Origin of the sequence: Marinobacter sp. DSM 26671 (genome assembly GCF_900112835.1) — a bacterium.
Lineage (GTDB): Bacteria > Pseudomonadota > Gammaproteobacteria > Pseudomonadales > Oleiphilaceae > Marinobacter > Marinobacter flavimaris.
On record NZ_FONF01000002.1, the window covers coordinates 34,974 to 47,067 of the forward strand.

Below are 12,094 nucleotides of genomic sequence, written 5' to 3' on the forward strand. Positions count from 1 at the left end.
AGCCCCGCTCGCGCCCTCACAGGGCATCGGGAAAGGCAGAGACAAGGTAGTCAACCAGCGCACGGACTTTGGGTGTGACGAACTTGCGGGTGGGATAGACGGCGTAAACGCCCAGCTCGGTGGAGCGATACTCTGGCATCAGCTCCACCAGCCGCCCGGCTTCCAGGTCTTTATGAACCAGAAAGCCGGGCTGCAGCACGATGCCCTGGCCGGCCACGGCAGCGCCGCAGCAGGTTTCGCCATTATTGGCGTACATCCATGGTCTTACCCGCACGCTTATTGCGCCATCGGGGCCTTCAAAAGGCCAGTCATTGCCGGTCGTGAAGTTGCTGTAGCCGATAACTCTGTGGCTGAACAGGTCTGCCGGTTTCGCTAGGGAGCCGTGAGTGGCAATGTAATCCGGCGAGGCGCAAGCCATCAGCCGGGTGGAGGTTATCCGTCGGCTGACCAGTGTAGAGCTTTGCAGTGTGGCAATCCGGATGGCCAGATCAAAGCCTTCCTCGACGATGTCTACCAGCCGGTCTGAAAGGTCGATTGACAGCTCCACATCCGGGTAGCGGGCGTGAAACTCTCCCCACAAAGGCGCCAGGTGGCTGATTCCGAAGCTGACCGGCGCATTCACTCGTAACGTGCCCCGTGCGACATCATTGCGGGAGGTGATTTCAGCTTCGGCCTCCTCAACGCCAGCCAGTAACTCCCGGCATCGGACATAGAACACCTCCCCTTCTCCCGTCAGCGACAGCCGGCGGGTGGTCCGCTGCAACAGCCGAACCCCTAGACGGGTTTCCAGCTCGCTGACATAACGCGAGACAGCGGCCTTGGACATCCCCAGATTCTCCGACGCAGCCACAAAGCTCCCCGCCTCAACCACGGTGCAGAACGTCTGCATCTCCAGCAATCGATCCATTGTTTCATTTTCCGGAACAGTTAATTCATTAAAGCCACGTTTATCCCTTTTATTGATATTTGTAAAGTACCCACATGCTCACAACACACCCAAGGAGATTCATCATGAACAACGCATTCCTGAACAAACTGATCGCCACTGACGCAGGCTGGGGCGCTCTGGCCCTTCGAATTCCCGTCGGTATCATTTTCGCCGCTCATGGCGCCCAGAAACTGTTTGCCTGGTTTGGCGGCTATGGCCTGGAAGGCACAGGACAATGGATGGATTCCATCGGGCTGAGTCCCGGCTACCTGATGGCCTTGTTGGCCGGCGGTGCGGAATTCTTTGGTGGCCTGGCTCTGATCATCGGCCTGCTGGTTCGCCCCGCCAGCGCGGTACTGGCATTCGCCATGCTGATCGCCATTTTCAGCGTTCATATCGGCAACGGCCTGTTCATGAGTAACAATGGTTACGAGTTTGGCCTGGCCTTGCTGGCCGTATCGGTATCCCTGGTATTCAGCGGCGCAGGCCGCGCGTCCATTGACCGCGCGATTGCAGCCCGATAACCACCGCAACCCGGAGGAGCAAATCATGAGTCTGTTTGTTTCCCACGGCGCTCCCACCTTTGCGCTGGAGCCGGGCCTTGCTGGCCCGGCCCTGACAGAGCTGGGCAAACGCCTGACCCGGCCCGCAGCTGTGCTGGTGGTTTCACCACACTGGATGACGGAAGAAATCCGGGTAGGCGTCTCGGAAACACCCGAGACGATTCACGATTTTCGGGGTTTTCCACCCGAACTCTATAACCTCGACTATCCGGCACCAGGCCATCCGAAACTTGCGCGAACTGCTCTGGCGTTGTTGGAGGCAGGGGGCTGGAAGGCCAGTGCTGACGAGACCCGGGGGCTGGATCACGGGGCCTGGGTGCCAATGATGCACCTGTTCCCTGATCATTCGGTTCCGGTATTCCAGGTTTCGATGCCAACGGATCTTGGGCCTGCGTCTGCCTGGCGGTTGGGCCAGGCCCTGCAGCCGCTCGAGCATGATGGTGTGCTCATCATCGGATCAGGCAGCCTTACCCACAATCTGTGCGAGGTTCGCTGGGGTGACCCGAACGCATCCGGGTATGCGAGGGAATTCACGGATTGGGTCCGTGCCAAAGTGCAGGACGGCGACCATCAGCAACTGATAGCAGCGTTGGAGGAGGCCCCCCATGCCAAGCGGGCGCACCCAACCACCGAGCATTTTCTACCTTTGCTGGTGGCCGCCGGTGCAGCCGGGGAGCAGCAACCCGGCGTGCTGATTGATGGCGGCATCGAACACGGTGTTCTGGCCATGGATGCCTTCGTTTTTCAGCACCCAGCCTGAACGGTCAGCGAACTACGCTGCCGGTTGGCGGCGGTCCCGAACAGACTGGATCCATTTGTAAAATACCGGGACCAGCAATGTGCCCAGAACGGTGGCGGCAACCATGCCACTGAGAACCGTAATACCGAGGCTTACCCGGCTTGCAGCCCCGGCGCCACTGGCAAAGACCAACGGTAGTACGCCAAGCACGAACGACAGAGCGGTCATCAATACCGCCCGGAAACGCAGTACCGCCGCTTTCTGGGCCGCCTCGGCAGTCGACAGTCCCGACTGGCGCAACTGCATGGCGAACTCCACAATCAGAATGGCGGTTTTGGTGGAGAGCCCGATCAGCAATACCAGGCCCACCTGGGCGTAGATGTTGTTCGCCAGCCCCACCAGCCAGAGCCCGGCCATGGCGCCGGCAAGGGCCAATGGCACGGCACCGAGCACCGCCACCGGGAGGGTCCAGCTCTCGTATTGCGCCACCAGGAACAGGTACACAAACACCAGGGCCAGCAGGAAGATCACCCCCGCCAGATTACCCGCCTGAATCTCTTGCAGGCTCTGGCCGGCCCAACTGAACTCATACCCCTGAGGCAGGCTCTGTGACAGCTCTTCCATGGTCGCAATGGCGTCGCCACTGGCAAAACCCGGCGCCGCCTCCCCGGAGATGGTTACCGAGCGCTTCAGGTTAAAATGCTGGATGCTTGAGGGCCCGAGCACGGGTTTGAGCGAGGCCAGCGTGGTCAGCGGCACCATGTCGCCATCCCGGTTGCGGACAAAGTAATGGGAGAGGTCTTCGGGGCGCTGTCGGAACTCGCCTTCGGCCTGCAGAAGCACACGGTAGTTCTTGCCGAAACGGGTAAAGTCGTTCACGTAAAGCGAGCCAAGCTGGGTCTGCAGGGTAGAGAAGATATCGGAAAGCTCAATACCCAGAGCCTTGGCCTTGTTCCTCTCGACTTCCAGCAGGTACTGCGGAATGTTCGCGCGGTAGGTGCTGTATACCCGGGAAAGCGCTTCACTCTGGTTGGCCTCGTAGATGAGGCCATTCATAACCTGCGCCAGCTCCGAGACGTCCCTGCCCTGATTATCCTGAAGGCGGAAGTCGAAGCCGGATGAGGTTCCCAGCCCGGGGATCGGAGGCGGATTGAAGACCATCACCTGTGCCTCGGGGATTGTCCAGAGCCTGGAATACAGTCTGGGAATGACCGCCCCCAGACCCAGACTGGCATCTTCCCGTTCTTCCCAGTCTTTCAGCATCACAATGCCAAGGCCATTGTTTGAGGATGCGCCACCCAGCAGCGAGAAGCCGGATACCGTAATGAAGTCAGTTACTGCCGGGTCTTCCAGAACCATGTCCGTTACTTTGGTTAGCACGGCTTCCGTGCGCTCCAGGGAAGCAGCATCGGGCAACTGCACATCCACGAACAGGAAGCCCTGATCTTCCGGCGGCACGAACGCCGAAGGCACTGATTTGAACAGGCCGGCACCGGCAACCAGAATCACCACCAGGGCAACGCCAACGAGCGCCCCTTTGCGCAGGAGCTGCACAACCAGCTTCGAATAGCCACTGGTAGTCCGCGTGATCGCCACTTCGAACGGCCGGAGCCAGCCAATGGCCTTTTCCCCGCTCCTGCCAAGCAGCGCAACACACAGGGCCGGGCTCAGTGTGAGCGCATTGATTGAGGAGATGATCACAGCCACCGAAATGGTGACCGAAAACTGCTGGTAAAGCTTGCCGGTTATTCCGGGCATGAACGCAACGGGCACGAAAACCGCCAGCAATACCAGCGTGGTGGCAATTACCGGCCCTGTGACTTCCGCCATCGCCTTGGTGACCGCCTCACGGATGGGCAGCTTCTCTTCCGCAAGGATGCGCTCCACATTCTCGATAACCACAATGGCGTCATCCACCACGATGCCGATCGCCAGCACCAGCCCGAACAGCGTGATGGTGTTGATGGAATAGCCAAGCACTGACATAACCGCAAAGGTCCCGATCAGGGAGACCGGGATGGCAATACTCGGAATCAGCGTGGCACGCCAGTTTTGCAGGAACAGGAATACCACCAGGATCACCAGGCCGACGGCCTGGAACAGGGTAACGATGACTTCACTGATGGAGCGGCTGATGAATTCGGTGGTGTCGTACAGGACGGTGTAATTCACGCCCGCCGGAAAACTGCCTGAGGCCTCTTCAACCAGGGCCTTTACCCGCTCCGCGACCTCCAGCGCATTGGCATCGGGCAGTTGATATATCACCAGGAATGCGGTGTCCTGATTGTTCAGTTTCGCGGTGGACGTGTAAGAACGGGAACCCAGCTCGATACGCCCCACGTCTTTCAGGCGCACAAAACCGCCATCGGGCCTTGAGCGGAGAATGGTCTGGGCGAACTCGTCGGGATCTGACAGGCGCTCCCGGGTCTGAATGCTGTAGACAAACTGCTGGCCCGCAGGCACGGGCGGCTGGCCGAGTTTGCCGGCCGCGACAATCTGGTTCTGCTCCCGGAGCGCAGCGGCAACCTCGGCGACGGTCACATCCAGGGAGGCCATCCGGCGGGGATCCAGCCAGACTCGCATGCTGTAGTCTTTCGCGCCCATCACTTCCGCCGACCCTACCCCTGGCACCCGACCAAGTGCTTCAACAAGGTTATTGGAGGCGTAGTTGCTGAGGAAGACGCCGTCGAGATCCGGTCGCTCGGAGGTCAGGTTGATACCCATCAGCATGTTTCCAGCCTGCTTGCTGACCACCACGCCCTGTCGACGGACTTCATCGGGCAAAAACGGTTCCGCCAGGGCAACGCGGTTCTGGACGTTTACCTGGGCAATGTCTGTATCGGTGCCGCTCTCGAAGGTAAGGGTGATTTTGGCCGTGCCATCGCTGGACGCGGTGGATTCGATATAGATCATGCCCTCCACGCCGTTCAGCTGCTGCTCTACCGGCCGGATAACCGCCTCCTCCACCACTTGGGAACTGGCGCCGGGAAGCGAGGCGTTCACCTGGATCTGGGGCGGGGCCATGTCCGGATACATGTTGACCGGCAGAATGCGTAACGCCAGCAACCCGGCCAGGGTGATCAGGATGGAAATAACAAACGCAAACTTCGGTCGATGAATAAAAACCCGGCTGATCATTGGCCAGCCCCACCCATCTGGATGAGCGCTCCGGTTTGCTGATCAATCTGTTTTTCAACGGGACTGACCGTAACCCCGGGTCGCACTTTCTGCAGGCCCTCGACAATCACCCGGTCACCGGCTTCGAGACCTGAACTAACGACCAGCAGCGCGCCCTCCCGGGAGCCGGTCTGGATAAAATGCTGGGCAACCTGGTTCTGGTCATCAACCACCAGAACAAACTTGCCTTCAATGGTTTCCTGAACCGCCACTTGAGGAACGAGCACCTGCGGCTCTCCCGACTGCCCCTCAACCCGGAGCGTTACGTAGAGGCCCGGCACGAGCACCGCGTCGGGATTGGGAAAGACCGCTCGCATCGCAACGGTGCCGGTGCTGGCGTCCGTCTGCACGTCGGCGAAATCCAGCACACCAGCCTGCTCATAGCGTTCGCCGTCTGGCAGGGTAAGATAAAGCCCCAGGGATCTGGATAGCGCTTGAGCAGATTCCGCTCCCCGGCGGCGGAAGTTGATAAAGTCAGCCTCGTTGATCTGGAATTCGACGTAGACAGGGTCGGTCACCTGGATAGAGGTTATTGCTCCAGAAGAGGGACTGACCACGGCTCCTACGTCATAGTTCAGGCGGCCGATCCAGCCATCAAAGGGTGCTCGTATTTCAGCGTACTCGAGGTTACTTCCTGCCTTCTGAACGGCCGCCTGGGCAGCCTGGAGGCGGCTTTCAGCTGCGCTGAAGCGGTCTTTGAGTTTGTCCAGGTCCGCAGCCGACAGGAAGCCTTTCTCCGACACTTCTTCCCCTCGTTTCAGATTTCGGCTCGCAGAATCCACTTCGGCGCGGGCCGCAGCCAGTTCAGCATCAGCTTGTTGGAGATCAGCGCTTGCGCGAGTGTCCTCAAGCCGGATCAGGAGCTCGCCCTGGCTGACTTTCGCGCCCTCGGTAAAAAGAATTTCCCGGATTTCCGCTTCTATGCGCGGCGTGATATCCGCTTTGGCGGAAGCGGCCGTTCTGGCAACAAACTCCCGGGAAGGCCGGATTTCACTGGCCTCAAGTACCACCACGGAAACGGCAACGGGACTGGTTTGCTTTGGCTCCTTAGGCTCGGAACAGCCTGCCAACAACAAACCTGCACACACTGAAACTACGGCAATGCGGAATTTCTTATAGCCTTCCATCGTCTGTCTTCCCTGAAATGGCAGTCTCTTGGCGGGGTTCAATCAAGTCGAAAATAAGATTAGTCGAATCTTTGCTATATTTCCCTGAATCGTTCGTTTCAGAGATCCACTCAATGAAAATCCCCAAAACCGTAAAATTTACTTCCGTCATCATCGGGCTTTCCCTGGCGGGATGCTCAATTCAGAACACGCTGTCACTGGGCGTTGACGATCCCTGCGCCTCACTGAAAGGCATCGTTGCTGATTACCCCTCTGGTTTTGAGGCTTACCGTGGCAGCTCCAATAGTTTCAGCTCGGTAACTGTCTACAATGCCAAAGAACAGATAATCCGCGGACACTGCGAAGTCTGGAGCTGGGCCAATAACGACAGCGCCTACGTCTGCTCCGGCAATACTCCCAACGACGAGGTGGCGACCACCAGGTACAACACGGCTGTAAACTGGATGGGGCAGTGCCTGGGTGATAGCTGGTCAAGCACTGAAGGGGAAAGAACGAGGGATGGGATGAATGCAGGAATGGTCACCCGGTTCAGCGCGGCTGAGGCTGGGAAACCGAATGTATCGGTTCACAAGGTGGCCTTCCGCGGCGATTCAGCGGTTTATGTGTATGTGGGTACACCCAGTCGTTTGGCGGAGTTCTAACCCGAGAAACCCTGCCAGTTGAACAACAAAAAGGGCCACCCCCAGAGGTGGCCCTTTTTGTTTTCCGAGCTAAAGCAGGCGTCAGCCCAGGTTCTTTTTCACGAACTTCTGGATCTCTCCCACGATACCGCTACGGAATGCCAGTACCGTCAGGACGAAAATCCCGCCGAGGATTGGGTCCACCCAGTCACGCAGGGCACCCTGGGACAACTGGTACTCGATGTTCACCACGAAGGTGGCACCAACCACCGGGCCCAACAGTGTTCCCATACCACCAACCAGAGTCATCAGGATGACCTCGCCCGACATATGCCAGTGGGCATCGTTGAGGGAGGCAAGCTGGAACACCACAGACTTCATGGAACCGGCCAGACCGGCCAGGGCCGCCGAGATGACGAACGCGAGCACCTTGTAGCGATCGACGTTGTAGCCCAGGGAGACGGCACGGGGTTCGTTCTGCTTGATCGCCTTCAGCACCTGGCCGAACGGACTACCGACGATACGCTGTACCAACAGGTAGCAGGCGATGAACACCGCCAGGACGAAGTAATACATGTTCAGGTTGTCTTCAAGATTGATGAAGCCCAACAACTCGCCACGGGGAATGCCGTGCATACCGTCTTCACCACCCGTGAATTCAGACTGGACGAAGAAGAAGAACACAAGCTGGGCAAGCGCGAGGGTTACCATCGCGAAATAGATACCCTGGCGACGAATCGACAGCAACGCAAAGCCAGTACCAAGCACTGTGGCCGCCAGCGTACCGGCGATGATGCCCATCTCGGTGCTTAGCCCGCTGTAATTACTGAGCAGGTAACCGGTGGTGTAGCCCCCTGTGGCCAGGAAGGCTGCGTGGCCAAATGACAACAGGCCGGTGAAGCCGAACAGAAGGTTGAACGCCACCGCAAACAGCGCGAAGCACAGGATCTTCATGAGGAAGACCGGATAGATCATGAACGGTGCCGCCAGCAGGAGGAGCAGCAGGACACCGTTCAGCATCATCTTTTTGCGATCCTGAGCGGCCTGTTCCTGAACGATAGCCTTGTGAATGTCGGCGGAATTGACTGGCTGATTCATGGTTATGCCTCCTTACCGAACAAGCCACTGGGCCGGAACATAAGAACCAGAACCATGACCAGGAAGATGATCGCCGAGGATGCCGGCGGGTAGAAGGTTTTGGTGAGCCCTTCAATCACGCCCATCAGAATACCGGTGATGATGGCGCCGCCGATGGAGCCCATACCGCCGATAACCACCACGGCGAAGACCGTAATCAGTGTGGCCGACCCCATGACCGGTGTCACCGAGTAGATGGGCGCGGCCAGAACACCTGCAAAGGCTGCCAGCGCAACACCAAACCCGTAGGTGAGGCTAATCAGAAGCGGCACGTTAATGCCAAAACCCTGCATCAATTGAGAGTCTTCCGTGCCGGCCCGCAGGTAGGCGCCCAGCTTGGTTTTCTCAATCACGAACCAGGTTGCAAAGCAGACGACCAGTGCCGCTACGATGACCCAGGCCCGGTAGTACGGCATGAACATGAAGCCGAGGTTTACGCCACCCTTGAACATGTCCGGCATGGTATAGCGTAGCCCGGAAACCCCGAACCAGTTCACCAGAACACCCGAGATGATCAGCGCGACGCCGAACGTCAGCAGCAGACTGTAGATATGGTCCTGCCCCGCAATGCGACGCAGCAGAAAATATTCAATGGCGACACCGAAGGCACCAACCAGAAGTGGCGCCAGCAATAAGGCGACCCAGTAATTCACGCCCAGATAGTCGAACATCAGGACGGTGGTCATGGCGCCGAGCATATACATGGCGCCATGGGCAAAATTGATGATCTTCAGCAGACCGAAGATGACCGCGAGCCCAAGGCTCAGAAGGGCGTAAAAGGCGCCGTTGATTATTCCGATCAGGAGCTGGCCGGATAGCACAGCTAAAGGGACGCCGAAAATCATGGACATTGGGCTAACTCCAGAAGCAGCACAGGGATTGTTTTTTGGCTTTATTCTTTTCCGTTTTCATGGGTTCGCCCTGCCCTGTTGCAGGACGAACCCATAACGGTCGCTTTTAGTTATTGACCAGCTTGCACTTGCTCTCGGAGAGCGGACGGTAGGACTCTTCGGCCGGGATGGTCCGCAGAATCTTGTACAGATCCCACTCGTTCTTGGACTCGGCCGGGGTCTTCACTTCCGCCAGGTACATATCGTGCACCATGCGGCCGTCAACGCGGATCTTGCCGTTCTTGGCAAACATGTCGTTGATCGGAGTGTCCATCATCTGCTTGCGCACAGTCTGGGCATCGTCAGAACCGGTGGCCTCTACGGCTTTCAGGTACTGCATGGCGCTGGAGTAGATGCCAGCGTGAACCATAGTCGGACGCACGCCGGTTTCTTCCATGAAGCGATCAGACCACTCACGGGTTTCATCGTTCATGTCCCAGTACCAACCGGTGGTGAGCTGGATACCCTGGGCCGTCTGAGCGCCAAGCGCATGCACGTCAGTCAGGAACAGCAGCAGTGCCGCCAGAGTCTGGCCGGACTGGGTTACGCCGAACTCACTGGCGGTGGTGATGGCGTTAGTGGTGTCGGCGCCGGCGTTTGCCAGACCGATAACATCAGCACCGGATGCCTGAGCCTGCAGGATGAACGATGAGAAGTCCTGAGTGGGGAACGGATGACGCACTGAACCGATGATTTCACCACCGTTGGCTTCGACCACGCGAGTCACGTCGCCTTCCAAGGCATGACCGAAAGCGTAATCGGCAGTCAGCATGTACCAGGTTTTGCCACCTTCTTTGACGACCGCACTGGCGGTGCCGTTGGCCAGCGGATAGGTGTCGTAAACGTAGTGGATGTGGTTCGGGGTACAGTGCTCGTTGGTGATGCTGGAAGCCGCTGAACCGGAAATGATACCGAGGCGATCGTGCTCTTCCAGAATCTTGCTCACGGCGATGGAAACAGAGGAAGCCACCATACCGGCTACGAGATCGACATCCTCGTTCTCAACCCAGCGACGTACGGTGCTGGATGAGGTATCCGGGCTGTTACGGTCATCGGCGCTCACCACTTCAATCTTGGCGCCATTGACGTTACCACCAAAATCAGCGATGGCCATTTCCAGAGCTTTCAGACCGTTTGGTCCTGCCAGGTCACGGTAGGTGCCGGACATGTCCGCCAGATAACCGATCTTGACCGTGTCGTTGGAAATGGCCGCCTGGGCTCCGCCTACCATCATGGCTGATGCAACGGCTGATGTCAGAAGCTTTTTCATCATTGTCATTGTTGTATCTCCGCTACTGTCTTGCGTTGGTTCGGGTTGTTGTTACTTTTCTTGCTCTCGTCCTATCCGGGATCAGACCCCCAAATAGCCATCCAGCACCGACTGTTTTGCACTCAGTTCGTTGGCGCTGACTTCTTCCACAATCTGACCGTGCTCAACAACGTAATGACGGTCGGCTAACGGTGCTGCGAAGTGGAAATTCTGTTCAACCAGGACAATGGTCAAGCCCTTGTTTTTCAGGGCAATCAGGACCTCTCCCAGCTTTTCTACAATAACCGGGGCCAGGCCCTCTGTGATCTCGTCCAGCAACAGCATGTTGGCGCCGGTGCGCAGAATACGCGCCATGGCCAGCATCTGCTGTTCGCCGCCGGACAGCTTGGTGCCCTGGCTGAAGCGACGTTCATAAAGGTTGGGGAACATGTTGTAGATTTCTTCCAGGCTCATGCCGCCGCTACGCACAACTGGCGGTAGTGTCAGGTTTTCCTGGACACTGAGTGAGGAAAAAATGCCCCGATGTTCGGGGCAATACCCGACACCCAACCTGGCAATATGATGAGGTGCACAGGACATTGTCTCCTCACCATTGATCATAATGGAGCCGGTGCGCCGGCCAACCATATTCATGATGGCTTTGAGCGTTGTGCTACGGCCCGCGCCATTGCGACCCAACAAAGTCACCAGTTCCCCGCGGTTCACCACCATGTCGATGCCGTGGAGGATGTGAGATTCGCCGTAAAAGGCGTGCAATCCGGACAGTCGCAGCTGTTCGTACTCGCGGTCGGATTTCGTGGTCATTGCGCTGCCTCCGCCTGATCATTGTCGGCGGTGGTGCCGCGCTCGCCGCTACCATCACTGCCCATATACACCTCGCGAACCCGTGGATCGCCGGAAACCGTCGCGTAATCGCCTTCGGTCAGAACAGCGCCCTGAGCCAGTACGGTGATGCGATCACAGAGTTTGCTGACTACGCTGAGGTTGTGTTCAACCATCAGGACAGTTCGCCCCTCGGCAGCCTTGCGTACCAGTTCCACAACGCGATCAACGTCTTCCGAACCCATGCCCTGGGTTGGCTCGTCCAGCAACAAAAGTTGGGGCTCCATGGCAAGCGTGGTGGCCAGTTCCAACGCCCGTTTGCGCCCGTACGCCAACTCAACCGTGGTGGTGTTGGCGAATTCAGCCAGGCCCACGGCGTCCAGGAGCTCCATGCAACGCTGGTTGAGCTTGTGCAGGGAGTTACCGGATTTCCAGAAACTGAAGGAGGTGCCCTCGAACGTCTGCAAGGCCACCCGGATGTTCTCCAGCGCGGTCATGTGGGGGAATACGGCTGAGATCTGAAACGAGCGAACAATGCCCTGGCGGGCGATGGCGGCGGACTTCATGGTGGTGATGTCCTGATCCTTGAACAGGATCTGGCCCCGGGTCGGGATCAGGAATTTGGTGAGCAGATTGAAGACCGTGGTCTTGCCGGCACCATTGGGGCCGATCAGGGCGTGAATGTGGCCTTTCTGGACCTTCAGGTTCACGTCGTCGACTGCAACAAAGCCCTTGAATTCTTTGACAAGGTTACGGGTCTCCAGAACGTACTGTTCACTCATGAGCCAATCTACCTTTGTTATTGTTGTGCGTTTTATCTG

General features: G+C 58.0%; 11 protein-coding genes. 3 read left to right on the forward strand and 8 right to left on the reverse strand.

What is annotated here, in order from left to right:
* Nucleotides 1-16: 16 nt before the first annotated feature.
* Nucleotides 17-907, reverse strand: coding sequence for a LysR family transcriptional regulator (locus BM035_RS02240; protein ID WP_092030149.1), 891 nt, complete (start codon nucleotides 905-907; stop codon nucleotides 17-19).
* A gap of 104 nt (nucleotides 908-1,011) precedes the next feature.
* Here BM035_RS02240 and BM035_RS02245 point away from each other — a divergent pair, with 104 nt between their 5' ends.
* Together BM035_RS02245 and BM035_RS02250 are read left to right on the forward strand one after the other, a co-directional pair.
* A complete protein-coding gene (locus BM035_RS02245; protein WP_008175901.1) occupies nucleotides 1,012-1,452 on the forward strand; it encodes a DoxX family protein in 441 nt (146 codons plus the stop codon).
* Between the two features lie 25 nt (nucleotides 1,453-1,477).
* On the forward strand, nucleotides 1,478-2,251 hold the full coding sequence (locus tag BM035_RS02250; RefSeq protein ID WP_092030151.1) for a DODA-type extradiol aromatic ring-opening family dioxygenase: 774 nt from the start codon (nucleotides 1,478-1,480) through the stop codon (nucleotides 2,249-2,251).
* 12 nt (nucleotides 2,252-2,263) lie between these two features.
* On the opposite strand, the gene BM035_RS02255 is transcribed toward BM035_RS02250, so the two are convergent.
* Nucleotides 2,264-5,368, reverse strand: coding sequence for an efflux RND transporter permease subunit (locus BM035_RS02255; protein WP_092030152.1), 3,105 nt, complete (start codon nucleotides 5,366-5,368; stop codon nucleotides 2,264-2,266).
* Entirely contained in the window at nucleotides 5,365-6,534 is a 1,170-nt protein-coding gene (locus tag BM035_RS02260) for an efflux RND transporter periplasmic adaptor subunit (protein ID WP_092030154.1), read from the reverse strand. The genes BM035_RS02255 and BM035_RS02260 overlap by 4 nt, the downstream gene beginning before the upstream one ends.
* 113 nt (nucleotides 6,535-6,647) lie before the next feature.
* Here BM035_RS02260 and BM035_RS02265 point away from each other — a divergent pair, with 113 nt between their 5' ends.
* Nucleotides 6,648-7,175, forward strand: coding sequence for a hypothetical protein (locus BM035_RS02265; RefSeq protein ID WP_008175906.1), 528 nt, complete (start codon nucleotides 6,648-6,650; stop codon nucleotides 7,173-7,175).
* A gap of 81 nt (nucleotides 7,176-7,256) precedes the next feature.
* Here BM035_RS02265 and BM035_RS02270 read toward each other — a convergent pair whose 3' ends face one another.
* From BM035_RS02270 to BM035_RS02290, 5 genes are all read right to left on the reverse strand, one after another.
* Nucleotides 7,257-8,252, reverse strand: a complete 996-nt coding sequence (locus BM035_RS02270) for a branched-chain amino acid ABC transporter permease (protein ID WP_008175909.1) — start codon at nucleotides 8,250-8,252, stop codon at nucleotides 7,257-7,259.
* A 2-nt stretch (nucleotides 8,253-8,254) separates the two neighbouring features.
* Entirely contained in the window at nucleotides 8,255-9,142 is an 888-nt protein-coding gene (locus BM035_RS02275; RefSeq protein ID WP_041645051.1) for a branched-chain amino acid ABC transporter permease, read from the reverse strand.
* Between the two features lie 106 nt (nucleotides 9,143-9,248).
* A complete protein-coding gene (locus BM035_RS02280; RefSeq protein WP_092030156.1) occupies nucleotides 9,249-10,460 on the reverse strand; it encodes an ABC transporter substrate-binding protein in 1,212 nt (403 codons plus the stop codon).
* A 72-nt stretch (nucleotides 10,461-10,532) separates the two neighbouring features.
* Nucleotides 10,533-11,255 (reverse strand): ABC transporter ATP-binding protein, encoded by a 723-nt coding sequence (locus tag BM035_RS02285; RefSeq protein WP_008175916.1) that lies wholly within the window; start codon nucleotides 11,253-11,255, stop codon nucleotides 10,533-10,535.
* Nucleotides 11,252-12,055, reverse strand: a complete 804-nt coding sequence (locus BM035_RS02290) for an ABC transporter ATP-binding protein (RefSeq protein WP_008175919.1) — start codon at nucleotides 12,053-12,055, stop codon at nucleotides 11,252-11,254. The genes BM035_RS02285 and BM035_RS02290 overlap by 4 nt, the downstream gene beginning before the upstream one ends.
* Nucleotides 12,056-12,094: the final 39 nt, after the last annotated feature.